Source organism: Nonomuraea sp. CA-218870 (assembly GCF_050936535.1).
GTDB classification, from domain to species: domain Bacteria; phylum Actinomycetota; class Actinomycetes; order Streptosporangiales; family Streptosporangiaceae; genus Nonomuraea; species Nonomuraea corallina.
Map to the genome: position 1 here is coordinate 4963992 of NZ_JBNJMN010000001.1, position 23581 is coordinate 4987572.

At 68.9% G+C, this 23581-nt stretch carries 17 protein-coding genes and 3 rRNA genes; 5 read left to right on the plus strand and 15 right to left on the minus strand.

Annotated elements, in window-relative coordinates; genetic code table 11:
- Positions 1-19 precede the first annotated feature (19 nt).
- On the plus strand, positions 20-946 hold the full coding sequence (locus ACQEUU_RS23940) for an MBL fold metallo-hydrolase (RefSeq protein WP_433069546.1): 927 nt from the start codon (positions 20-22) through the stop codon (positions 944-946).
- Positions 947-1002: 56 nt separating this feature from the next.
- Here the strand turns inward: ACQEUU_RS23940 and ACQEUU_RS23945 are convergent, their stop codons facing one another.
- On the minus strand, positions 1003-2046 hold the full coding sequence (locus tag ACQEUU_RS23945; protein WP_433069548.1) for a hypothetical protein: 1044 nt from the start codon (positions 2044-2046) through the stop codon (positions 1003-1005).
- Between the two features lie 12 nt (positions 2047-2058).
- On the opposite strand from ACQEUU_RS23945, the gene ACQEUU_RS23950 reads away from it, so the two are divergent.
- Positions 2059-3477 (plus strand): hypothetical protein, encoded by a 1419-nt coding sequence (locus ACQEUU_RS23950; RefSeq protein WP_433069550.1) that lies wholly within the window; start codon positions 2059-2061, stop codon positions 3475-3477.
- Positions 3478-3922: 445 nt separating this feature from the next.
- A complete protein-coding gene (locus tag ACQEUU_RS23955) occupies positions 3923-4672 on the plus strand; it encodes an SAM-dependent methyltransferase (RefSeq protein ID WP_433069553.1) in 750 nt (249 codons plus the stop codon).
- A 51-nt stretch (positions 4673-4723) separates the two neighbouring features.
- Here ACQEUU_RS23955 and rrf read toward each other — a convergent pair.
- The 4 genes from rrf to ACQEUU_RS23975 form a co-directional block, all read right to left on the minus strand.
- Positions 4724-4840 (minus strand): 5S ribosomal RNA (gene rrf / locus ACQEUU_RS23960).
- Positions 4841-4921: 81 nt separating this feature from the next.
- A 23S ribosomal RNA gene (locus tag ACQEUU_RS23965) occupies positions 4922-8033 on the minus strand.
- Between the two features lie 336 nt (positions 8034-8369).
- Positions 8370-9893 (minus strand): 16S ribosomal RNA (locus ACQEUU_RS23970).
- The 16S, 23S and 5S rRNA genes sit together here, the layout of an rRNA operon.
- A 530-nt stretch (positions 9894-10423) precedes the next feature.
- Positions 10424-11014 (minus strand): HAD family hydrolase, encoded by a 591-nt coding sequence (locus ACQEUU_RS23975; RefSeq protein WP_433069556.1) that lies wholly within the window; start codon positions 11012-11014, stop codon positions 10424-10426.
- 110 nt (positions 11015-11124) lie between these two features.
- Between ACQEUU_RS23975 and ACQEUU_RS23980 the strand changes: the two genes are divergently transcribed.
- Positions 11125-12630, plus strand: coding sequence for a glycosyltransferase family 39 protein (locus ACQEUU_RS23980; protein ID WP_433069559.1), 1506 nt, complete (start codon positions 11125-11127; stop codon positions 12628-12630).
- 2 nt (positions 12631-12632) lie between these two features.
- On the opposite strand, the gene tyrS is transcribed toward ACQEUU_RS23980, so the two are convergent.
- A complete protein-coding gene (gene tyrS, locus ACQEUU_RS23985; RefSeq protein ID WP_433069562.1) occupies positions 12633-13898 on the minus strand; it encodes a tyrosine--tRNA ligase in 1266 nt (421 codons plus the stop codon).
- An 83-nt stretch (positions 13899-13981) separates the two neighbouring features.
- Between tyrS and ACQEUU_RS23990 the strand changes: the two genes are divergently transcribed.
- Complete coding sequence (locus tag ACQEUU_RS23990) at positions 13982-14383, plus strand: PH domain-containing protein (protein ID WP_270159753.1); 402 nt, start codon at positions 13982-13984, stop codon at positions 14381-14383.
- Here ACQEUU_RS23990 and ACQEUU_RS23995 read toward each other — a convergent pair.
- The 9 genes from ACQEUU_RS23995 to argC form a co-directional block, all read right to left on the minus strand.
- Positions 14323-15084: a DNA-3-methyladenine glycosylase gene (locus ACQEUU_RS23995; protein WP_433069565.1), complete on the minus strand. Its 762-nt coding sequence runs from the start codon at positions 15082-15084 to the stop codon at positions 14323-14325. The two genes, ACQEUU_RS23990 and ACQEUU_RS23995, sit on opposite strands and share 61 nt — an antisense overlap.
- Positions 15085-15089: 5 nt before the next feature.
- Complete coding sequence (gene argH, locus ACQEUU_RS24000) at positions 15090-16487, minus strand: argininosuccinate lyase (RefSeq protein ID WP_433071957.1); 1398 nt, start codon at positions 16485-16487, stop codon at positions 15090-15092.
- Positions 16488-16571: 84 nt separating this feature from the next.
- On the minus strand, positions 16572-17771 hold the full coding sequence (locus ACQEUU_RS24005; protein ID WP_433069568.1) for an argininosuccinate synthase: 1200 nt from the start codon (positions 17769-17771) through the stop codon (positions 16572-16574).
- 33 nt (positions 17772-17804) lie between these two features.
- On the minus strand, positions 17805-18299 hold the full coding sequence (locus ACQEUU_RS24010) for an arginine repressor (RefSeq protein ID WP_433071959.1): 495 nt from the start codon (positions 18297-18299) through the stop codon (positions 17805-17807).
- An 8-nt stretch (positions 18300-18307) separates the two neighbouring features.
- Positions 18308-19258, minus strand: coding sequence for an ornithine carbamoyltransferase (gene argF / locus ACQEUU_RS24015; protein ID WP_433069571.1), 951 nt, complete (start codon positions 19256-19258; stop codon positions 18308-18310).
- Positions 19255-20424 carry an acetylornithine transaminase gene (locus ACQEUU_RS24020; RefSeq protein WP_433069573.1) on the minus strand — a complete coding sequence of 390 codons (1170 nt, stop codon included), beginning with the start codon at positions 20422-20424 and terminating at the stop codon, positions 19255-19257. The genes argF and ACQEUU_RS24020 overlap by 4 nt, the downstream gene beginning before the upstream one ends.
- Positions 20421-21290, minus strand: a complete 870-nt coding sequence (gene argB, locus ACQEUU_RS24025; RefSeq protein WP_433069576.1) for an acetylglutamate kinase — start codon at positions 21288-21290, stop codon at positions 20421-20423. The genes ACQEUU_RS24020 and argB overlap by 4 nt, the downstream gene beginning before the upstream one ends.
- Entirely contained in the window at positions 21287-22507 is a 1221-nt protein-coding gene (argJ, locus tag ACQEUU_RS24030) for a bifunctional glutamate N-acetyltransferase/amino-acid acetyltransferase ArgJ (RefSeq protein WP_433069578.1), read from the minus strand. Before argJ ends, argB begins: the two co-directional genes overlap by 4 nt.
- The gene (gene argC, locus ACQEUU_RS24035; RefSeq protein ID WP_433071961.1) at positions 22504-23541 is read right to left on the minus strand and encodes an N-acetyl-gamma-glutamyl-phosphate reductase; all 1038 of its coding nucleotides are present in this window, start codon (positions 23539-23541) and stop codon (positions 22504-22506) included. The genes argJ and argC overlap by 4 nt, the downstream gene beginning before the upstream one ends.
- Between the last annotated feature and the right edge of the window lie 40 nt (positions 23542-23581).

The window sequence follows — 23581 nt, forward strand, 5'->3', positions numbered from 1 at the left end:
ACGCGGCTCGGGAGTGCCTGTGGACAACATCACCGCCCTCGGCGGCGACGTCTATGAGATCGACACGAAGATGGCCGGATACTCCGGTATCACCGCCGGCTACCTGATCCTGGGCGACCGCCCCTGTCTGGTGGAGACCGGGACGTCAACCTCCGCCCCCGTCGTACGTGACGCGCTGGCCTCGCTCGGCGTCGGTCCTGAGGATCTGGCCACGGTCGTGGTGACGCACATCCACCTCGACCACGCGGGCGGAGTGGGCGACATCGCCAAGTTCTTTCCGTCGGCGCAGGTCGTCGTCCACGAGAAGGGGGCGCGGCACCTGGCCGAGCCGTCCAGGCTGATGGCCAGTGCCAGGATGGTGTGGGGTGACCGCCTCGACACGCTGTTCGGCGAGCTGTCGCCCACCGAGGCCGAACGCATCGTCGCCCTGGGCGACACCGGCGCCATCGACCTCGGCAACGGCAGGACGCTGAGCAGCCACTACTCACCCGGCCACGCCAAGCACCACGTGGGGCTGATCGATTCGGCCACCGGTGACCTGTACGTGGGGGACGCCGCGGGCGTCTACCTGCCGGAGACCGGCGACCTGCGCCCGGCCACCCCGCCGCCGGACTTCGACCTGCAGACAGCGCTGGACTCGATCGCGCTGTTCCAGGCGCTGCAGCCGCAACGCCTGCTGTTCAGCCATTACGGACCGGTCGACGCGGTAGGTGAGACGCTCGAAAGGTCGGCGGAGGAACTTCGCGTCTGGGTGGACCTCACCCGCCAGGCCCACGCCGAAGGCCTGGACCTGGACCACGCCGTGGCCATGGTGCGCGACCGCACCAAGGAGCGCTACCGGGCCATGGCCGACGAGAACGAGACGGCCGAGCAGTTCGAACTGCTCAGCGGCGCGCCGTCGAACGTCGCCGGCATCCTCCACTGGCTCGACCGCGTCTCACCGTGAGCGGAGGCCGGGGCACGCACCCGCGTCTCGGAATCGCGTGCGTGCCCCGGAGTCACCTACTCGGACTGCTTGCCGGGCCTGTCACCGGACTTGTCGTCACGTTCGTCACCGAAGTCCGGCTCGATGAATGACGGGGCGATCGGCGCGGGTGAGGCACCGGGCTCCGCGTCCGCCTGCCCGGCATCGGAGCCGGTCTCCTCGGCGTCACGCCGGTCCTCTTCGACATGCTGGCCCGTCTCCGCGCCATCGCCGTGGACCTCTTCGGCGCGCGGACCCGCCTCCCCGGCGTCACGCCGGTCCTCTTCGGCGTGCGGGCCCGTATCCCCGTCCTCGCCGCGGACCTCCTCGGCGCGCGGGCTCCGCGGGCCATCCTGCTCGCCGTCGCCGACCGTCTCCTCAGCGCGCGGGTCCTGCTCGCCGTCGCCGGCCGTCTCTCCGGCACGCGGCGGGCTCGCCTGCGCGGCCGGCTCCGCCTCACGAGCCTCAGGCCCGCTCGCCTCACCGGTCCCCGGCTCATCCGCCGCCTCGGCCTCGACGTCGGACTCGGCGCCCTCGGGGGACACGAAGTCCTCGTCGTAGCCTTCCTCGACGTCCTCGATCACGGACCCGGTCAGCTCGGAGTAACGCTCGGCGGCGTCGGTCTCTCCGTCCTCGTCGAACGCCATCGCCCTGCCGAACCAGTCGACGGCCGCCTCCCGGTGCCCCGCTTCCTCCAGCGCGTCGGCGTACGCGAACGCCAGCCGCGCCGACCACGGGCGGGGTTGCGGGTCACGCAGCTCCGGCAGCCGCTGGAGCGTGATGACGGCCGCGTCGTGCTGGCCGAGGTCGCGGCGCGCCCCCGACTCCACGATCGTCAGCTCGATCCGCCCCGCACGGTCCAGGCGCTCCGCCTCCGGCGAGCGGACCAGGTCAAGGGCGCGTTCCGGACGACCCATCCCACGCTCGCAGTCGGCCATGACCGGCAGGTACGCCTCCGAACCGGTCATCCTCCTGGCGGCGCGCAGATCGCTCAACGCCTCGCTGAAGTGTCCGGCCCGGTAGGCGACGATGCCCGCGGCCTCCCGTACGACACCGATCCTGGCCGCGAACCTGCGAGCCACCGTGGTGTGTTCGTGAGCCTTGTCGGTGTCGTCCTCCTCAAGGGCGCGCTCGGCGGCGACGAGGTGCCGGCCCACGAGCTCGGCGAGGTCCGTGGGCAGGGACCGCAGTTCCTCCCGTACCTCCTTGTCCAGCTCGTCGGCGCTGATGTCGGGCGCCACCTCGGGCAGCGGCTCCCGCCTCGGCGCGGCGTCCTCGCGGTCCTGCCGGCCGAAACGGGCGCGGGCACCGGGACGCTCCTCCCGCGAGAACGGGCGCGGGCCGTCCTCGCGGCGCGGGCCGCGGTCGTCGCGCCGGGGACCGCGGTCGTCGCGGTCCCGGTAAGGACGGCGCTCGCCCTCCTGGCGCGGACCGCGCTCACCACGGTCGCGGTACGACGGACGGTCGTCGCGACCCCGGAACGGACGGCCCTCACCACGGTCCCGGTACGACGGACGGTCGTCACGACCCCCGGAAGGACGACCTTCGCCGCGATCCTGGTACGGGCGACGCTCGCCACGGTCCTGGTACGGGCGACGCTCGCCACGGTCCTGGAACGGGCGACGCTCGCCACGGTCCTGGAACGGGCGACGCTCGCCACGGTCCTGGAACGGGCGATCATCCCTGTCCCGCGACGGGCCGCGCTGGAAACCGCGGTCGTCCCGATCGCGGAAGGGACGACGGTCCCCCTCACCCCGCGGGCCGCGGTCGTCGCGGTCCCGGTAAGGACGGCGCTCGCCCTCCTGGCGCGGACCGCGCTCACCACGGTCGCGGTACGAGGGACGGTCGCCACGGTCGCGGGGAGGGCCGCTCTCGCCACGGTCCCGGTACGACGGACGATCGTCACGATCTCTCGGAGGACCGCTCTCGCCGCGGTCGCGGTACGAGGGACGGTCGTCGCGACCCCGGAACGGACGGCCCTCACCACGGTCCCGGTACGACGGACGATCGTCACGATCCCTCGGAGGACCGCTCTCGCCACGGTCGCGGTACGACGGACGGTCGTCGCGACCCCGGAACGGACGGCCCTCACCACGGTCCCGGTACGACGGACGATCGTCACGACCCCCGGGAGGACGACCTTCGCCACGATCCCGGTACGGGCGGGCTTCACCACGGTCCTGGTAGGGCCGGCGCTCACCGCGATCCTGGTATGGACGGCGTTCGCCGCGGTCCTGGTAGGGCCGCCGCTCGCCTTGGTCCTGGTGCGGACGGCGCTCATAGCGATCCCTGGAAGGGCGGCTTTCGTCACGATCGCGATAGGAACGCCGGTCGTCGCCCTCACGGCGCTCCCGGTAGCCTCCTTCGCCGCGCGATCCACGGTCGTCGCGGTCGCGGAACGGCCTGCCGCCTCCGCCTTGACCACGCGGTCCGCGATCCTGGCCGCGCCCCTCGCCGCGCCCCTCGCCGCGGTCCTGGCCGCGGTCCTGGTAGGAGCGCCTGTCGTCGCCTGAGCGGAACGGGCGGTCTCGCTCGTCGCGTCCGCGGGAGCCGGATCCGCCGTCCCTGTCGCCGTACGAGCGCTTGTCTTCGTTGTCGCCGCGCCCGCGCTGCCCGCCGTCCGATCCGCTATCTCTGTTCACTTCTGGTCCATTTCGTTGGCTCACTCAGCGAGCCCCTCTGCCTGTCAGTCCGGCCCGCCGTGGCTGGTCGCCGCCCGTCCCGGGCCTTACGCGACGAAGGCCACCCGTGGTTGGGGTGGCCCGAGTACTCTCCCAGCCTAGCAAGCCGAGACCTGTCCCAGTCCCCGTCCAGCCGCCGCCCTGACCTGGAACCCTCCGCCGGCTTCCGAGGGGCACACCGGGACGGCTGTACAGCCGCGTCTCAGACCCCGCCACGCCGCGGCCGACCTGCATATTCAGTGGCACGGACGACCCCCGCTCCACGAAACTGAACCGCATGTCGCTGCGTTTCCATGAAATAGCCGAAGCCCGCCACCGCATACTCAATCCCATCACCGACGCCAAACTCGACCTGCTGGGCGAGATCTGTCGCATCGAGCGCGGAATGCGCCAGCTCGATCTGGCGTGCGGCAAGGGCGAAATGCTCAGCCGCTGGTCAGCCCGTTACGGCCACGAGGGTGTCGGCGTGGACATCAGCAAGGAGTTCCTGGAAGCGGCCAAGGAACGGGCCGACGAACTGGGGGTGGCCGACCGAGTCCAGTTCGTCGAAGCGGACGCCGGCGCTTACGAGACCGAAGCGGACACGTACGACATCGTGTCCTGCATCGGTGCGACGTGGATCGGCGACGGCCTGGCCGGCACCCTCGACCTGATGCGCCGCCCGCTCCGCCCCGACGGGATCGCCCTGGTGGGAGAGTGCTTCTGGACGGCACCGCCGCCCTCCGAAGCAGTGCGGGCGCTCTCCCCGAAGGAGGACACGTTCACGTCTCTCGCCGGTACGGGGGAGCGATTCGAGGAGGCGGGATACGAACTGCTGGAAATGGTGCTGGCCAGCCCCGACAGCTGGGATCGGTACGCGGCCTCCCAGTGGTGGACGGTGAGCGACTGGCTCCGCGCCAACCCCGCGGATCCCGACGCGAACGCCATGCGCGAATTCCTGTCCACGGCCAGACGCTCACACCTGGAGTACGGACGGCAGTATCTCGGCTGGGGAGTCTTCGTCCTGCGGCAGACACAGACCTCGTAAACGCGGAAAGGCCCCGAGCGCAATGCTCGGGGCCTCCCCAACTAAAAGATTGTCCGGCGGTGACCTACTCTCCCACACCCTCCCGAGTGCAGTACCATCGGCGCAGAGAAGCTTAACTTCCGGGTTCGGAATGTAACCGGGTGTTTCCTTCCCGCCATAACCGCCGTAACCCTCCGAAACACACAAACAGGAACACTGTTTGCAGTCTCAGAATTGCCTAGTGGACGCGAGCAAGAAAAACAATGCTTTGTGGTCAAGTCCTCGGCCTATTAGTACCGGTCAGCTCCACACGTTACCGCGCTTCCACCTCCGGCCTATCAACCCGGTCATCTCCCGGGAGCCTTACCCCCTCACAGGGTGGGAGACCTCATCTCAAGGCAAGCTTCCCGCTTAGATGCTTTCAGCGGTTATCCCTCCCGAACGTAGCCAACCAGCCATGCACCTGGCGATACAACTGGCACACCAGAGGTTCGTCCGTCCCGGTCCTCTCGTACTAGGGACAGCCCCTTTCAAGTCTCCTGCGCGCGCAGCGGATAGGGACCGAACTGTCTCGCGACGTTCTAAACCCAGCTCGCGTACCGCTTTAATGGGCGAACAGCCCAACCCTTGGGACCTACTCCAGCCCCAGGATGCGACGAGCCGACATCGAGGTGCCAAACCATCCCGTCGATATGGACTCTTGGGGAAGATCAGCCTGTTATCCCCGGGGTACCTTTTAGCCGTTGAGCGACACCGCTTCCACACGCCGATGCCGGATCACTAGTCCCAGCTTTCGCTCCTGCTCGACCCGTCAGTCTCACAGTCAAGCTCCCTTGTGCACTTACACTCAACACCTGATTGCCAACCAGGCTGAGGGAACCTTTGGGCGCCTCCGTTACCCTTTAGGAGGCAACCGCCCCAGTTAAACTACCCACCAGACACTGTCCCCGATCCGGATCACGGACCAGAGTTAGACATTCAAAACGACCAGAGTGGTATTTCACCAATGACTCCACCCGAACTAGCGTCCGAGCTTCCCAGTCTCCCACCTATCCTACACAAGACGCTCCAAACACCAATGTCAAGCTGTAGTGAAGGTCCCGGGGTCTTTCCGTCCTGCTGCGCGAAACGAGCATCTTTACTCGTAGTGCAATTTCGCCGGGTCTGCGGTTGAGACAGCGGGGAAGTCGTTACGCCATTCGTGCAGGTCGGAACTTACCCGACAAGGAATTTCGCTACCTTAGGATGGTTATAGTTACCACCGCCGTTTACCGGCGCTTAAGTTCTCACCTTCGCCAACTCGAAAGCCGGCTAAGCGGTCCCCTTAACGTTCCGGCACCGGGCAGGCGTCAGTCCGTATACATCGTCTTACGACTTCGCACGGACCTGTGTTTTTAGTAAACAGTCGCTTCCCCCTGGCCACTGCGACCCCCACCAGCTCCCACCGCAAGGATGTTCACCAGCAGAGGTCCCCCTTCTCCCGAAGTTACGGGGGCAATTTGCCGAGTTCCTTAACCACAGTTCACCCGATCGCCTTGGTATTCTCTACCTGACCACCTGAGTCGGTTTAGGGTACGGGCCGCCACAACACTCACTAGAGGCTTTTCTCGGCAGCATAGGATCATCCACTTCGCCACAATCGGCTCGGCATCACATCTCAGGATATGCGCGGGGCGGATTTGCCTACCCCACTCCCTACATGCTTACCCCAGGACAACCATCGCCTGGGCTGGACTACCTTCCTGCGTCACCCCATCGCTTACCTACTACCACCTCAGGCCGAGCGTTCAGCCTAACACCCGCCCCGAAGGGCCGGCTGACTTAAGGACTCTTAGTATCAATGGGTTCGATATGGGCGCATTGAAGCGGGTACGGGAATATCAACCCGTTGTCCATCGACTACGCCTGTCGGCCTCGCCTTAGGTCCCGACTTACCCTGGGCGGATTAACCTGCCCCAGGAACCCTTGGTCATCCGGCGCGAGGGTTTCTCACCCTCGATTCGCTACTCATGCCTGCATTCTCACTCGCACAGCCTCCACCACTCGATCACTCGGCGGCTTCACCGGCAGCACGACGCTCCCCTACCCACCAACAAGACTCACGTCCCATCAGTGCCACGACTTCGGCGGTGTGCTTGAGCCCCGCTACATTGTCGGCGCAGAATCACTTGACCAGTGAGCTATTACGCACTCTTTCAAGGGTGGCTGCTTCTAAGCCAACCTCCTGGTTGTCTCTGCGACTCCACATCCTTTCCCACTTAGCACACGCTTAGGGGCCTTAGTCGGTGATCTGGGCTGTTTCCCTCTCGACTACGAACCTTATCGCCCGCAGTCTCACTGCCACGCTCTCACTTACCGGCATTCGGAGTTTGGCTGACGTCAGTAACCTTGTCGGGCCCATCGGCCATCCAGTGCTCTACCTCCGGCAAGAAACACGCAACGCTGCACCTAAATGCATTTCGGGGAGAACCAGCTATCACGAAGTTTGATTGGCCTTTCACCCCTACACACAGATCATCCCCCAGGTTTTCAACCCTGGTGGGTTCGGTCCTCCACCCAGTCTTACCTGAGCTTCAACCTGCCCATGCGTAGATCACTTCGCTTCGGGTCTACAGCATGCGACTCAAACGCCCTCTTCAGACTCGCTTTCGCTACGGCTCCCCCACACGGGTTAACCTCGCCACACACCATAACTCGCAGGCTCATTCTTCAAAAGGCACGCAGTCACATCACACGAGGACCGAAATCCTCGTAAGCTCCTACGGCTTGTAGGCACACGGTTTCAGGTACTCTTTCACGACCCCTCACCGGGGCACTTTTCACCTTTCCCTCACGGTACTCGTGCACTATCGGTCATCAGGGAGTATTTAGGCTTACCAGGTGGTCCTGGCAGATTCACACAGGATTTCTCGGGCCCCGTGCTACTTGGGATCCCCTCCAGCAGTCGACAAGGTTTCGCCTACCCGGCTCTCACGGTCTACGGCAGCCCTTCCCAGAGCTTTCGACTACCCCATCGATTTCTCACTGCTCGAACGAATCGGCAGCTCCTTCAAGAAGGTCCCACAACCCCGGACATGCAACGCCTGCCGGCTATCACACACGCCCGGTTTGGCCTCCTCCGCTTTCGCTCACCACTACTCACGGAATCACTCTTGTTTTCTCTTCCTACGGGTACTGAGATGTTTCACTTCCCCGCGTTACCACCAACCGCCCTATACATTCAGGCGGAGGCAACACCACATGACTGGTGCTAGGTTTCCCCATTCGGACATCCCCGGATCAACGTCTGGTTGGCGACTCCCCGAGGCTTAACGCAGCCTCCCACGTCCTTCATCGGCTCCTGATGCCAAGGCATCCACCGTGTGCCCTTAAAAACTTGGCCACAAAGATGCTCGCGTCCACTATGCAAATCTCAAACAACAAACAGCAACCAGATCACCCGCCACACCTGTGACGAGCCCTCCGGTCCTGTGCTGAGGTCGTACAGACAGCGAGCCCACCCCAGGGGATGGGCCCAGCCGGTCCGTTTCCTCAGGACCCAACAGTGTGTCCAACCAGTCTCGGCCCTCCCCCGCACGCTCCCACTCCCACCCCTCACGAAGAGGATGCGGGCGGTACTAGCACGGTGACAACCGGGACCGGTTGAGTAGCCAGTGCTCCACTAGTGAGCTGTCACCCCACCACACGTACGGTGGTGACGGGTGAGAGTGCTCCTTAGAAAGGAGGTGATCCAGCCGCACCTTCCGGTACGGCTACCTTGTTACGACTTCGTCCCAATCGCCAGCCCCACCTTCGACCGCTCCCCCCACACGAGGTGGTTGGGCCACGGGCTTCGGGTGTTGCCGACTTTCGTGACGTGACGGGCGGTGTGTACAAGGCCCGGGAACGTATTCACCGCAGCGTTGCTGATCTGCGATTACTAGCGACTCCGACTTCATGGGGTCGAGTTGCAGACCCCAATCCGAACTGAGACCGGCTTTTAGGGATTCGCTCCACCTCGCGGTTTAGCAGCCCTCTGTACCGGCCATTGTAGCATGTTTGCAGCCCAAGACATAAGGGGCATGATGACTTGACGTCATCCCCACCTTCCTCCGAGTTGACCCCGGCAGTCTCCCATGAGTCCCCACCACCCCCGAAGGAGCGTGCTGGCAACATGGAACAAGGGTTGCGCTCGTTGCGGGACTTAACCCAACATCTCACGACACGAGCTGACGACAGCCATGCACCACCTGTCACCCAGTCCGAAGAGGCGCACATCTCTGCACGTTTCCGGGTGATGTCAAACCTTGGTAAGGTTCTTCGCGTTGCGTCGAATTAAGCAACATGCTCCGCCGCTTGTGCGGGCCCCCGTCAATTCCTTTGAGTTTTAGCCTTGCGGCCGTACTCCCCAGGCGGGGCGCTTAATGCGTTAGCTCCGGCACGGAACCCGTGGAAGGGTCCCACACCTAGCGCCCAACGTTTACAGCGTGGACTACCAGGGTATCTAATCCTGTTCGCTCCCCACGCTTTCGCTCCTCAGCGTCAGGTAAGGCCCAGCAAGCCGCCTTCGCCACCGGTGTTCCTCCTGATATCTGCGCATTTCACCGCTACACCAGGAATTCCACTTGCCCCTGCCTACCTCTAGCCGGCCCGTATCCACCGCAGACCCGCAGTTAAGCTGCGGGCTTTCACGGCAGACGCGACCAGCCACCTACGAGCTCTTTACGCCCAATAATTCCGGACAACGCTTGCGCCCTACGTATTACCGCGGCTGCTGGCACGTAGTTAGCCGGCGCTTCTTCTGCAGGTACACGTCAACTTCGTCCCTGCTGAAAGAGGTTTACAACCCGAAGGCCGTCATCCCCCACGCGGCGTCGCTGCGTCAGGCTTCCGCCCATTGCGCAATATTCCCCACTGCTGCCTCCCGTAGGAGTCTGGGCCGTGTCTCAGTCCCAGTGTGGCCGGTCGCCCTCTCAGGCCGGCTACCCGTCGTCGCCTTGGTAGGCCACTACCCCACCAACAAGCTGATAGGCCGCGAGCCCATCCCCGACCGAAAAACTTTCCACCCGCATCCGATGCCGGAGCAGGTCGTATCCGGTATTAGACCCAGTTTCCCGGGCTTATCCCAGAGTCAGGGGCAGGTTACTCACGTGTTACTCACCCGTTCGCCGCTCGAGTACCCCGAAGGGCCTTTCCGCTCGACTTGCATGTGTTAAGCACGCCGCCAGCGTTCGTCCTGAGCCAGGATCAAACTCTCCATAAGATGATTTGAATCCCAACCAAAAAGGAATCCGTCATAAATGACGGGGTTGTGCATCATGCACTGGCTTTTAACACACTGTTGAGTTCTCAAGAAACGGACGCGTGCACCTTGCCGAGAATATCCGTCCTCAGCGCCGGTGGCGCACATCTCGCTCTTCGCCAGCCTACCAGACCATCCGATATGCGGTCAAATCCCGTCATCGGTTCTTCTGATCAGGTTTGGCGGCCCTCGGAACTTACCGTGTCATCCTGCGCCTGTCGAATCAACCGATTATTCGGCGATCAGACTCCGGACGCCCGAGACGGCCCGATCCAGAGCGCGTCGCAGCGCTCCGGCCGAGTGGCTTGTTCTCAAGGGGCTTGTCCTGGGGCCCGTCCGCCTGATCGGCGTCCGGCTCACTCCCGGGACGAATTACGAGGTTAGGTCGCCATCCGCCAGACGTCAAATCGCCTGCCCGGCCGACCGCCGCGCACCGCCAGGACACGCGGCGGCCGAGGCCCGGAGGGCTGTCCGATATGGCCAGGACCTGGTCAGGATCCGACGTGAGCCCGGACCTGGTCGGGCGAGGTGAACAGCTCGGCCGGCATCCCCGCGGCACGCGCCCCCGCCACGTTGGCCTCGTTGTCGTCGAAGAAGAGCGCGTCCTGCGGCGCCACCCCGAGCCGTTCCGCGCAGATGCGGTAGGCACGCGGGTCCGGCTTCGCCACCCCGATCCGGCACGAGTAGGTCAGCGCGTCGAACCGCCCGAGCCACTCGCCGTGGTGACGCTCCCAGACCGGCACCAGGTCCTCGATGATGTTCGAGAGCAGCCCCAGCTTGACCCCGCGATCGGCCAGCTCGTGCACCAGAGCCACCATCTCCGGGTCCACCAGCGACCAGCTCTCCAGGTCGGCCGCCGCCAAAGCCGGCACGTCGGCGAAATCCACGCCGAGCCGCGCGGCCACCGCCGCCCAGTACTCGCGAGACTCCTGCCCGGCGTCGTAGGCGGGCCGGCACGCCCAGTAGGCGTCCCAGAACGCCTCCCCCGACACCCCGGCCAGGTCCACGAGCTGCTGCTTCGCCTCATCTGTCTGGGTACGAGCGATCACACCGTACAAATCGAAAATGATCACCTTCGGCATGTCTCAGAGCCTATGCGGCGTATTCTGCCCCGGTGACCAGAGCCGCCACGTTGACCCCTGCTCCCCCACCCGCCCGGACCCGCGCTCGCGGGCCCTACGCGGAAGGGGCGATGGCCGTGCTGGCCGCAGGGGTGGCGTTCAGCGGGTCGGGGGCGGCGACGCTGAACGGCGACGAGCTGGCCACGGTCAGCGCCGCCACCCGTTCGGTCGCCGGGCTGTGGGAGCTGGCCCAGCACATCGACGGCCACTTCCTGCCCTACTACCTGTTCATGCACGTGTGGGCCCTGGCGGGCACGGCCGAACTGTGGCTGCGGCTGCCGTCGGCGCTGGCGATCAGTGCGGCGGCCGGCCTGCTCGTGGCGCTCGGCAGGCGGTTGCACAGCACGCGGGCGGGGGTGACGGCGGCGGCGCTGCTGGCGGCGCTGCCGTCGGTGTCGTACTACGGGGCTTTCGCCCGTCCCTACGCGTTCACGGCCGCGGCGGCGGTGCTGTCGTTCTGGGCGCTGCACCGGGCGCTGGAGCGGCCGGACACCCGGCGCTGGGTGGCCTACGGCGCGACGGTGGCGCTGGTCTGCTGCACGCACCTGTTCGCGGTGCTGGTGCTCCCGGCCCACCTGCTGCTGGTCAGGCGCGAGACGCTCGCGCGGATGCTCGCCGCGCTCGCGGCGGGCTGCGTGCCCGCGCTGGTGCTGGGTCTCATCGGGTACGGGGAACGGCACGCGATCAGCTGGATCCCGCAGCGCGGCCCCGACGTGCTGCTGCTGTTCTCGAAGATGGCGGCGGGGGCGGCCGAGGCCGGGGTCCTGCTGTTCACGGCGGCACTCATCGGCGTGGCGCTCCTGGCGACGTCACGGAAGAACCGCGCGGCAGCCCCACCCGACCCGCGACGAGCGACCGGCCCAGCCCACGCGACGGACGCGGCCCGTGCGGGACAGGCCGCCTCGCCCTCCGTGCTCTCGCCCGCGCGCTGGGCGGGTGCGCTGCTCGGCTGGCTGGTGCTGCCGCCGCTGCTGCTGCTCGCGGTGTCCCACCTGGTCATGCCGGTGTATGTGGATCGCTATCTGTTCGTGACGGCTCCGGCGCTGGCCCTGCTGGCGGCGCTGGCCGCCGCGCAGGCCGGGCGCGGGCGGGTGCCGGTGGCGGTCTGCTGCGCGCTGGTCGCCGCGTCGGTGGCGGCGGGCGCGTACCGGCACGCGGAGCTCCGGGAGGAGAACGGCCGGTACGAGAGCTTCCCGTGGGCCGTCGCCCGGATCCAGGCCCGGCCGGGCGACGCGATCGTGTACGGGCAGAGCCAGATCCGGGCCGGTTTCGACTATTACGGCCCGGCCTACTACGGGCTCGACGGGTACGGGACCGTGCCGTGGCCGGACGACGTGCTCCGGCTCGGCCGCGAACCGGCGCCCACCGGGTTCGGCTATCGCGAGCGGGTCGCCGTGGCCGGCGCGCTGCGCGGGCGCGAGCGGGTGTGGGTGGTGTGGCGCGGCGCCAAGTCCGCGGGCGACCGCCTGGACCGGGTGAAGGAGGTCGAGGATGCCGGGTACGAGCTGGAGAGCTCGTGGCATTCGCCCGACCTGCCGGGCCTGACGGTCGCCCTCTACACGAGGAAGGACGGCTGAGGTCAGCCGACCTCGACGCCGCCGACCGACTTCTTGCCGCGCCGCAGCACGAGGAAGCGACCGTGGAGCAGGTCGTCGGCGGTAGGCGCGTACGCCTCGTCAGTGATCTTGGTGTTGTTGAGGTAGGCGCCGCCCTCCTTGACCGCGCGGCGGGCCGCCGACTTGGAATCGACCAGCCCGCTGTCGGCCATGAGGTCGACCAGCGGCGCGCCGAGCGCCGGCACGGTGGTCTTCGGCACCTCGGCCAGCGCCGCGGCCAGGGTGGAGGCCGGCAGGTCCTGCAGCGATCCCTGGCCGAACAGCGCCTTCGACGCCGCGACCGCGGCGGCCAGCTCGTCGGGGCCGTGCACGAGCGTGGTGAGGTCCTCGGCGAGCGTCCGCTGCGCCTCGCGGGCGAACGGCCGGTCGGCGAGGGACTTCTCCAGCTCCCCGATCTCCTCCCTGGAGCGGAAGGTGAACACCTTGAGGAAGCGGATCACGTCACGGTCGTCGGCGTTGAGCCAGTACTGGTAGAACGCGTAGGGCGTGGTCAGCGCCGGGTCGAGCCAGACGGCGCCGCCTGCGGTCTTGCCGAACTTGGTGCCGTCGGCCTTGGTGATCAGCTTGCCGGTGAGCGCGTGCACGTGGGCGCCCTCGACCCGCCTGATCAGGTCGACGCCCGCGGTGATGTTGCCCCACTGGTCGCTGCCGCCGAGCTGGAGGGTGCAGCCGCGCCGCCGGTAGAGCTCCAGGTAGTCGTTGGCCTGCAGGATCTGGTAGCTGAACTCGGTGTAGCTGAGCCCCTCGCCGCCCAGTCTGGCCGAGACCGACTCGCGGGCGAGCATCCGGTTGACCGGGAAGTGCTTGCCGACGTCACGCAGGAAGTCGATCGCCGACAGCTCGGCGGTCCAGTCGAGGTTGCTGACGAGCGTGGCCGCGTTCGGGCCCGGCTCGAACGACAGGAACTTCTCCACCTGGACCCGGATCCGCGCCACCCACTCGGCGACCACGTCGCTGGTGTTGAGCGCGCGTTCGGTGCTGCGGCCGCTCGGGTCGCCGATGAGCCCGGTGGCGCCGCCGACCAGGCCGATCGGCTGGTGGCCGGCGCGCTGGAAGCGGGTCAGGATCAGCAGCGTGGCCAGGTTGCCGACGTGCAGCGACGGTGCGGTCGGGTCGAAGCCCGCATAGACCGTGATCGGACCCTTCGACAACGCCTCGCGCAGGGCGGTGATGTCGGTGGTCTGCGCGATCACGTCGCGCCATTCGAGCTCATCGAGAATGTCGGTCACGATGCTGGCTTTCCTGGTAGAGGGTGATGGTTACAGCCTGCCTGATCGCGACCGGACGCCGCCACTTGGATAGCCTCGGCACCATGTGGAAGGTCCGTCGCGAGCTGGCTGTTTTCAAGATCTTAGGGGCTCTGGCCTGCGCCGGGCTCGGAGTGTACTGGTTCTTCGGCGGTGACCTGCGCGGAGTGATCCTCGCGGTGCCGGCGGCGGTGCTGGTGGGCGCGATGGGGCTGCGCGACGTGCTGGCTCCGGTGCGGCTGTCGATGGACGAGGACGGCATCACCGTGGTGCACGGGTTCGCGGGCAAGCGCCACGTGCCGTGGGAGGCGATCTGGGACGTCAAGGTCGACGTGCGCAGGCGGTGGGGGCTGCGCAGCGAGATGCTGGAGATCGACACCGGCGACCACCTGCACATCTTCAGCGCTCACGACCTCGGCGCCTCTCCCACGGAGGTGGCCGCGGAGCTGCGCCGCCGCGGCACGTGAGCCCGGTACGGGGACACGGTCGGGTCGCCGTCGATCCAGAACCGCCACGGGGTGTCCTTGGCCGTCGAGATCCCGGTGCGCGGGCCCGACCTGATCGCGGCCTGCTCGGGCGGGCGGCCCTCCAGCACGACCGCCGATCCGGCGGGCATCGCCGGCGGCTCCTGGGCCTGCGGCACGGCGCCGGTCAGGCGGGTGACGGCGGGGATCGCGCCGGGCGGGCCCTCCCAGATGGCGTCGGCGCCGTTGTGCTCGCGCAGCAGCCCGAGCGCCACGGCCAGCCTGGCCGGCCCGCGTCCCAGGTCGCGGTCGGCCACCGGCCTGGGGCCGCCGTCACCGGCGGGCGCTCCCCGGCCGGCCCGCCGCGACCGGGCCAGGGCGGCGCCGCCGACGACCTCGCCGGCCCGGAGCAGCACCGCCGAGCCCAGGCCCTCGGCCAGGCAGACCAGGTTGGCGCAGAAGTGCATGCCGTAGGTGAAGTACACGTACAGGTGGCCGGGCGGGCCGAACATGACGGCGTTGCGGGCCGTCCGGCCGCGGTAGGTGTGGGCCGCGGGATCCTCCCCCGGCCCGCCGTACGCCTCGACCTCGGTGAGCCTGACGGCCACGCCGTCGTGCACGATCAGGCGCCCGAGCAGGTCGGGCGCCACCTCGTGGGACGGCCGGTCGAAGAAGGCGCGGGGCAGCGGGGCCGTGCTCAGCACCCCGCTCAGGATCCGGCCGCCCAGGCCGCCTGGGCGTCGACCGCCTCGCGCAGCGCCACGAGCTGGTCGCGCACCCGGTCCGGGGCGGTGCCGCCGTGGGCCTTGCGGGCGGCGAGCGCGCCGGGGACGTTGAGCACGTCGCGGACGTCGGGCGTCAGGCGCGGCGAGACCTTGGTCAGCTCGTCGTCGGAGAGGTCGCCGAGATCCTTGTCGTTGACCTGGCACCACACCACCAGGTGGCCGACCGCTTCGTGCGCCTCGCGGAAGGGCACGCCGCGCCGCACCAGCAGCTCCGCCAGGTCGGTGGCGAGGGCGAACCCGTCGGGGGCCGACGCCTCCAGGCGGGCGGTGTTGACCCGCATGGTCGAGACGAGGCCGGCCATCGCGGGCAGGACCAGCAGCAGCGTGTCGACGGAGTCGAACACCGGCTCCTTGTCCTCCTGCAGGTCGCGGTTGTAGGTGAGGGGCAGGCCCTTGAGCGTGGTCAGCAGCGCCATCAGGTTGCCGATCAGGCGGCCGGACTTGCCGCGGGCCAGCTCGGCCACGTCGGGGTTCTTCTTCTGCGGCATGATCGACGAGCCCGTGGAGTAGGCGTCGTCCATCTCGATCCAGCGGAACTCCTGCGAGGCCCACAGGACGATCTCCTCGCCCAGCCGCGACAGGTGGGTGCCGATCAGGGCCGCGGCGAACAGGAACTCGGCCGCGAAGTCGCGGTCGGCGACCGCGTCCATCGAGTTGGGCGCGGCGGCGTCGAACCCGAGCTCCTGCGCGACCGCCTGCGGGTCCAGCGGCAGCGACGAGCCGGCCAGCGCACCGGAGCCGAGCGGCGAGACCGCGGCCCGCTTGTCCCAGTCGGTGAGCCGGTCGATGTCGCGGGCGAACGCGTGCACGTGCGCGAGCAGCTGGTGCCCGAACGACACCGGCTGCGCGTGCTGCAGGTGGGTCATGCCGGGCGCGGCCGTCTCGGCGTGCTGCTCGGCCTGCTCCATCAGCGCCGTCTCCAGCTCCACCAGGCGGGAGACGATCGTGCGGACGTGGTCGCGCAGGTAGAGACGCAGGTCGGTGGCGATCTGGTCGTTGCGGCTGCGGCCGGCGCGGAGCTTGCCGCCGAGGGTGCCGAGCCGTTCCAGCAGGCCGCGCTCCAGCGCGGTGTGCACGTCCTCGTCGGCGACGGTGGGCCGGAACTCGCCCGCCTTGCAGGCTCGCTCCAGGTCGTCGAGCGCGCCGACCATGCGCTGCAGCTCCTCGCCGCTCAGCAGCCCCGCCCTGTGCAGGACGCGGGCGTGCGCCCTGGACGCCGCCAGGTCGTACGGCACCAACCGCCAGTCGAAGTGCACACTCACCGACAGCCGGGTCAGCGCGTCGGACGGGCCTCCTTCGAAACGCCCGCCCCACAGCCGCATCGGCTTGCCATCACTCACCGTCTTCTCCTCAGCCTTCACCGCATGTCAACCTTCACCGCACGTCCTCCGCGACCATAGTGCACTTCACCCCTGCTTCGCGTCGCGAGCCGCCGCGATCTTCGAAGGCAGGCTGAACAGCTGTACGAAACCTCTGGCCAGCGATTGGTCGAACGTGTCGCCGGTGTCGTAGGTGGCCAGGGAGAAGTCGTACAGGGAGTGCTCGGACCGCCGGCCGGTGACGGTCGCGCGGCCGCCGTGCAGGGTCATACGGACGTCGCCGCTCACGTACCGCTGGGCGTCGGCGATGAGCGCGTCGAGCCCGCGCTTGAGTGGCGAATACCACAGGCCGTCGTAGACCAGCTCGGCCCACCGCTGGTCGACGCCGCGCTTGAAGCGGGCCAGGTCGCGCTCGACGGTGACGCTCTCCAGCTCCTGGTGCGCGGTGATGAGCGTGATCGCGGCCGGCGCCTCGTACACCTCGCGCGACTTGATGCCGACCAGCCGGTCCTCGACCATGTCGATGCGGCCGACGCCGTGCGCGCCGGCCCGCGCGTTCAGCTCGGCGATGATCTCGTACGGGGTGAGCGGGCGGCCGTCGAGCTGGACCGGGACGCCCTGTTCGAAGGTGATGACCACCTCGTCGGGCTCGCGCGGCGCCGACGGGTCGGCGGTGTAGGCGTAGACGTCCTCGCTGGGCGCGTTCCAGATGTCCTCCAGGAAGCCGGTCTCGATGGCGCGGCCCCACAGGTTCTGGTCGATGGAGAACGGGTTCTTCCTGGTGGTCTCGATCGGCAGGCCCTTGCGCTCGGCGAACTCGATCGCCTTGTCGCGGGTCCAGGCGAAGTCGCGGGCCGGGGCGACCACCTTGAGGCCGGGGGCCAGCGCGGCCAGCCCGGCCTCGAAGCGGACCTGGTCGTTGCCCTTGCCGGTGCAGCCGTGGGAGACGATGGTGCCGCCGAACCGCTTGGCCGCGCTGACCAGGTGCTTGACGATGAGGGGGCGCGAGAGCGACGACAGCAGCGGGTAGCGGCCCATGTAGAGGGCGTTGGCCTGGAGGGCGGGCACGCAGAAGTCGGCCGCGAACTCCTCCTTGGCGTCGACGACGACGGACTCGACGGCGCCGCAGTCCATGGCGCGCTTCTGGATGGCGTCCATGTCCTCACCGCCCTGGCCGAGGTCCACCGCGACGGCGACGACCTCGGCGTTCATCTTCTCGGCGAGGAACGGGATGGCCACCGACGTATCAAGGCCTCCTGAGAATGCCAGGACCACTCTCTCCGTCATTGCTCCATCTCCATAAAGTAGGGAATCTTCGGTCTAGGCGCGCCGGTCGGCCGCCTTCAGCAGCGCCTGCGCGAGAACCTGGCCGCCCTGCGGATCACGGCTGATGACCAGGATCGTGTCGTCCCCGGCGACCGTGCCCAGGATCGACTCCCAGTCGGCGTGGTCGATGGCGGAGGCGAGGAACTGGGCCGCGCCCGGCGGGGTCCGGACGATGACGAGGTTGGCCGAGGCCTCGGCCCCGACCAGCAGCTCCTCGGCGATGCGGTGCAGCCGCGCGGCCGGGGACTCGCCGGTGCCGAGCCTGGCCCGCGGGATCCGCCCGCCGCCCTCACCAGGCAGCGCGTACACCAGCGAGCCGTCCTCGGCGCGCAGCTTCAGCGCGCCCAGCTCGTCGAGGTCGCGCGAGAGCGTGGCCTGGGTGACCTCGACGCCGCTCTCGGCCAGCAGCTTGGCCAGCTCCGGCTGCGAACGCACCGGCTGGCGCTGGAGCAGGTCGGTGATCCTCGCGTGCCGGGCCGCCTTGGTCATCGGGATCGTCACGGCCGGGTCACCAGCCAGTGGAGCAGCGCCTTCTGCGCGTGCAGCCGGTTCTCCGCCTGGTCCCACACGGCGCTGCTCGGCCCGTCCAGGACGTCGGCGGTGATCTCGTTGCCCCGGTAGGCGGGCAGGCAGTGGAGCACGACCGCCTCACCGTCGGCGTGCGCCAGCAGCTCGGCGTTCACCTGGTAGGGCATGAGGTCCCGGACCCGGTCCTCCTTGCCGTCCTGGCCCATCGACACCCAGGTGTCGGTGGCCACGACGTGCGCCCCCCGGACGGCGGCGACCGGGTCGGACACCGCCACCACCGAGCCGCCGGTGGCGGCGGCGATCGACGCGGCCCGGCCCAGCACGACGGCGTCGGGCTGGTAACCGGCCGGGGCGCCGATCCGCACGTGCATGCCGGCGGTGGCGCCGCCCAGCAGGTAGGAGTTGGCCATGTTGTTGGCGCCGTCCCCCACGTACGCGAGCGTCAGGCCGGTCGTGCGGCCGAGCCGCTCGCGCACGGTCTGCAGGTCGGCGAGGATCTGGCAGGGGTGGAACTCGTCGGTGAGCGCGTTGACCACCGGCACCGCGGAGTTGGCGGCCATGGTCTCGATCAGCTCCTGGCCGTTGGTGCGCCACACGATGGCGGCCACCTGGCGGTCGAGCACGCGGGCGATGTCCTCGATCGGCTCGCCGCGGCCCATGAGCGTGGAGACGCCGTCGACGATCAGCGGCAGGCCGCCCAGTTCGCCGATGCCGGTGTGGAAGGAGATCCGCGTCCTGGCCGACGGCTTGTCGAACAGCACCGCCACGGTCCTGGGTCCCTCGAACGGGCGGTGGCCGAAGCGGTCCTGCTTCATCTCCGCCGCCAGGGCGAGCACCTCTTCCTGCTCGCCCGGCGACAGGTCGTCATCCCGCAGGAAGTGCCTGACCCGCGCCGGGTCCGCGCCGTGCCTCGTCGTCACTTGCTCGCCTCCGTGAGGATCTTCGGGAACGCCGCGGTGAAGGCGTCCACCTGCGCCGCCGTCACGACCAGCGGGGGCGCGATCCGCACCGCGTCCGGCTGGACGGCGTTGACCAGAAAGCCCGCTTCCTGGGCCGCTTTCTGCACCTGCCCAGAAATCGGCTCGTCGAGCACGGCGGCCAGCCACAGCCCGCGCCCGCGCACTCCCTTCAGCAGCGGATGCGCGATCGATTCGAGCCCGCCGCGCAGCCGCTCGGCGACCTCCCGCACGTGGCCGAGGTCCACGTGGTCGAGCACGGCCAGCGCCGCGGCGCAGGACACCGGGTTGCCGCCGAAGGTCGAGCCGTGGTCGCCCTTCTCGAACAGCGTGCCGGCCTCCCCGAAGCCGACGCAGGCGCCGATCGGCAGCCCGCCGCCGAGCCCCTTGGCCAGGGTCAGGATGTCGGGCGTGACGCCGTCGGCCTGGTGGGCGAACCAGTGGCCGGTGCGCCCGATCGCCGACTGGATCTCGTCGGCCACCAGCAGCGCGCCCGTGGCGTCGCAGATCTCGCGGGCCGCCGCCAGGTAGCCGTCGGGCGGCGGCACCACGCCGGCCTCGCCCTGCGTCGGCTCCAGGAACACCGCCGCGCACTCGCCGGTCACGGCCGCCTTCAGCGCGTCCGCGTCACCGTACGGGACGAACCGGACGTCGACCGGGAACGGGCCGAACTGGTCGCGGATGGACTTCTTGCCGCTCAGCGACAGCGCGCCGATCGTGCGGCCGTGGAAGCCGTTCTCGGCCGCCACGAAGTAGGAGCGGCCGGTGCGCTTGCCGTACTTGACCGCGAGCTTGTAGGCGGCCTCGTTGGCCTCGGTGCCGGAGTTGGCGAAGAAGACGCGGGCGGGCGCGCCGAGCAGGCCCGTCAGCCTCTCGGCCAGCAGCACCTCGGGCTCGTGCAGGAACAGGTTGCTGGTGTGGGCGAGCGTCGCCACCTGCCTGGAGACCGCCTCGACCAGCGCGGGGTGGGCGTGGCCGAGGGAGACGACCGCGATGCCGGCGATGAAGTCGAGGTACTCGTTGCCCTCGACGTCCCACACCCGGGCGCCCTCGCCTCTGGCCAGCGCGAGCGGGGGGACGCTGTAGTTGGGCATGAACACCTGCTCGAACCGCTCGTACAGGCTGGTCATGAGGGCACCACCATGGTTCCGATTCCTTCGTTGGTGAAGATCTCCTGCAGCAGTGCGTGGGGCACCCGGCCGTCGAGCACGTGGGCGCGCGGCACGCCGCCGCGTACGGCGGTCAGGCAGGCTTCCATCTTGGGCGCCATGCCGCTGGACAGCGTGGGCAGCATCCGCTCCAGCTCGGCCGCGTCCACCTCGTCGATGACGTCGGTGTCGTCGGGCCAGTTGGCGTACAGGCCCTCGACGTCGGTGAGCACGACGAGCTTCTCCGCCTTGAGCGCCACGGCCAGCGCGGCCGCCGCGGTATCCGCGTTTACATTGTAGATTTCTCCGTCGGTGCCACGGGCGACGCTCGACACGACCGGGACACGCCCGTCGGCCAGCAGCGCCTCCACCGCGCCCGGCTCCACCTTGACGATCTCGCCCACCTGGCCGATGTCGACCGCCTCGCCGTCCACCACGGCGTTCTTGCGCTCGGCGGTGAACAGATGGGCGTCCTCGCCGGACAGGCCGACCGCGAACGGGCCGTGGTGGTTGATCAGGCCGATGATGTCGCGGCCCACCTGGCCGACCAGCACCATCCTGACCACCTGCATGGCCTCCGGAGTGGTGACCCGCAGCCCGGCGGTGAACGTCGACTCGATGCCCAGCTTGTCCAGGTGGGCGTTGATCTGCGGGCCGCCGCCGTGCACCACGACCGGCCGCAGACCGGCGTACCGCAGGAAGACGACGTCCTCGGCGAACGCCTCCTTGAGCGTCTCGTCGATCATCGCGTTGCCGCCGTACTTGATGACGACGGTCGCGCCGTGGAAACGCTTCAGCCACGGCAGCGCCTCGATCAGGGCCGCCGCCTTCTCCTGCGCGGCCCTCATGTGGAGTACGCCGAGTTCTCGTGGACGTAGTCGGCCGTCAGGTCCGTGGTGTGCACGGTGGCGGTGTGCGGGCCGGCCGACAGGTCGACGGTGATGGTGACGTCCCGCGGACGCATGTCGACCTTGTCACGGTCGTCGCCCACGGCGCCGCCCCGGCAGATCCAGATGCCGTTGATCGCCACGTTGAGCCGGTCGGGCTCGAACTCGGCGTCGGTCGTGCCGACCGCGGACAGCACCCGGCCCCAGTTGGGGTCCTCGCCATGGATGGCGCACTTGAGCAGGTTGGACCGGGCGACCGCGCGGCCGACCTTGACCGCGTCGTCCTCCGAGGCCGCGCCCACCACCTCGATGGCGATGGCCTTGCTGGCGCCCTCGGCGTCGACCAGGAGCTGCCGGGCCAGGTCGGCGCAGACCTCCGTCACCTTCTGCTCGAACTCGGCCAGGTCGGGCCGGACACCGGCGGCGCCGCTGGACAGCAGCAGCACCGTGTCGTTGGTGGACATGCAGCCGTCGGTGTCGAGCCGGTCGAAGGTCACCGACGTCGCCCGGCGCAGCACCACGTCGAGCTCCTCGGCGGTCAGCTCGGCGTCAGTGGTGATCACACAGAGCATGGTGGCCAGGGCGGGCGCCATCATGCCGGCCCCCTTGGCCATGCCACCCACCATGTACCCCCGGGGGGCTCCGCCCCCCGAGGACCCCCCGAACTGCGTGGAAGAGAGACCTCTGGGCGCGGCGGCCGCGTCGCCGCGTTTGAAGGAGATCTTGGAGACCGTGTCGGTGGTGCGGATGGCGTCGGCCGCGTTGAGGCCGCCGTCGCGGGACAGCTTGGCGGCGGCCTGCTCGACGCCGGACAGCACCGCGTCCATCGGCAGCCGCTCGCCGATCAGGCCGGTCGAGCAGACCGCGATCTCACCCGCCGAGTCGGCCAGCAGCTCCGCCACCTTCTCGGCGGTCGCGTGCGTGTCCTGGAACCCTTCGTGGCCGGTGCAGGCGTTGGCGCCACCCGAGTTGAGCACGACCGCCCGCAGCCGCCCGCCGCGCAGGACCTGCTGCGACCAGAGCACCGGCGCCGCCTTCACCCGGTTGGCGGTGAAGACGCCGGCGGCGGCGCGGTTCGGCCCGTCGTTGACGACGAGCGCCAGGTCGCGGGCGCCGCCGGACTTGATGCCGGCGGCCACGCCCGCGGCCCGGAAGCCCAGGGGTGCGGTCACGCTCATGGAGCAACTCCGTTCGTGGGGAGACCGAGCTCTTCGGGCAGGCCGAGGGCCAGGTTGGCGCTCTGGATCGCGCCTCCGGCCGTGCCCTTGGTCAGGTTGTCGATGGCGATGACGGCCAGCACCCGGCCGGCGCGCTCGTCGAGCGTCACCTGCAGGGCGGCGGTGTTGGCGCCGTAGGTCATCGCGGTGGCGGGCCAGACGCCCTCCGGCAGCAGCGTCACGAAGGGCTCCGCGCGCAGCGCCTCCTCGTACGCCTCGCGCAGCGCCGCGCCGGTGAGTCCGGGCGCCGCGGGGGCGGTGCAGGTGGCCAGGATGCCGCGGCTCATCGGGGCGAGGGTGGGAGTGAAGGAGACCCGCACCGGCGCGCCGGCCGCCGCGCTCAGCCCCTGCTCCATCTCAGGGGTGTGGCGGTGCACGCCGCCGGCGCCGTAAGCGCTGACCGAGCCCATGACCTCGCTGCCGAGCAGGTTGGCCTTGAGCGACTTGCCGGCGCCGCTGGTGCCGCTGGCGGCGACCACGACGACGTCCGGCTCGGCCAGGCCCGCCGCGAACGCGGGCGTCAGCGCGAGCAGGACCGAGGTGGGGTAGCAGCCCGGCACCGCGATGCGGCGGGCGCCCTTGAGCACCTCGCGCTGGCCGGGCAGCTCCGGCAGGCCGTAGGGCCAGGTGCCGGCGTGCTCGCCGCCGTAGAACTCCGCCCAGGCGGCCGGGTCGGCGAGCCGGTGGTCGGCGCCGCAGTCGACGACCAGCGTGTCGTCGCCGAGGCGGGCGGCGATGGCCGCCGAGTGGCCGTGCGGGAGCGCGAGGAAGACGACGTCGTGGCCGGCGAGCGTCTCCGGCGTGGTGTCCTCGATGACGCGATCGGCCAGCCGCGGCAGCTGCGGCTGGTGCGCCCCGAGCCGGCTGCCGGCGCTGGAGGCCGCGGTGAGCGCGCCGATCTCCAGCTCGGGATGGCCGAGCAGCAGGCGGAGCAACTCGCCGCCCGCGTAGCCGCTGGCTCCGGCGACCGCTGCTCTCATGCCGACCTCCTGCATAGTCATGCATCCTACCTCATGGTCTTACTGATAGAATGAT

Coding starts and splice junctions, on each gene's coding strand:
- ACQEUU_RS23955 (WP_433069553.1), top strand. CDS start 3,923: ATGTCGCTGCGTTTCCATGAAATAGCCGAAGCCCGCCACCGCATACTC.
- ACQEUU_RS23975 (WP_433069556.1), bottom strand. CDS start 11,014: ATGCCGAAGGTGATCATTTTCGATTTGTACGGTGTGATCGCTCGTACC.
- ACQEUU_RS23980 (WP_433069559.1), top strand. CDS start 11,125: ATGGCCGTGCTGGCCGCAGGGGTGGCGTTCAGCGGGTCGGGGGCGGCG.
- ACQEUU_RS23990 (WP_270159753.1), top strand. CDS start 13,982: ATGTGGAAGGTCCGTCGCGAGCTGGCTGTTTTCAAGATCTTAGGGGCT.
- argH (WP_433071957.1), bottom strand. CDS start 16,487: ATGCGGCTGTGGGGCGGGCGTTTCGAAGGAGGCCCGTCCGACGCGCTG.
- ACQEUU_RS24005 (WP_433069568.1), bottom strand. CDS start 17,771: ATGACGGAGAGAGTGGTCCTGGCATTCTCAGGAGGCCTTGATACGTCG.
- ACQEUU_RS24010 (WP_433071959.1), bottom strand. CDS start 18,299: ATGACCAAGGCGGCCCGGCACGCGAGGATCACCGACCTGCTCCAGCGC.
- ACQEUU_RS24020 (WP_433069573.1), bottom strand. CDS start 20,424: ATGACCAGCCTGTACGAGCGGTTCGAGCAGGTGTTCATGCCCAACTAC.
- argB (WP_433069576.1), bottom strand. CDS start 21,290: ATGAGGGCCGCGCAGGAGAAGGCGGCGGCCCTGATCGAGGCGCTGCCG.
- argJ (WP_433069578.1), bottom strand. CDS start 22,507: ATGAGCGTGACCGCACCCCTGGGCTTCCGGGCCGCGGGCGTGGCCGCC.
- argC (WP_433071961.1), bottom strand. CDS start 23,541: ATGCAGGAGGTCGGCATGAGAGCAGCGGTCGCCGGAGCCAGCGGCTAC.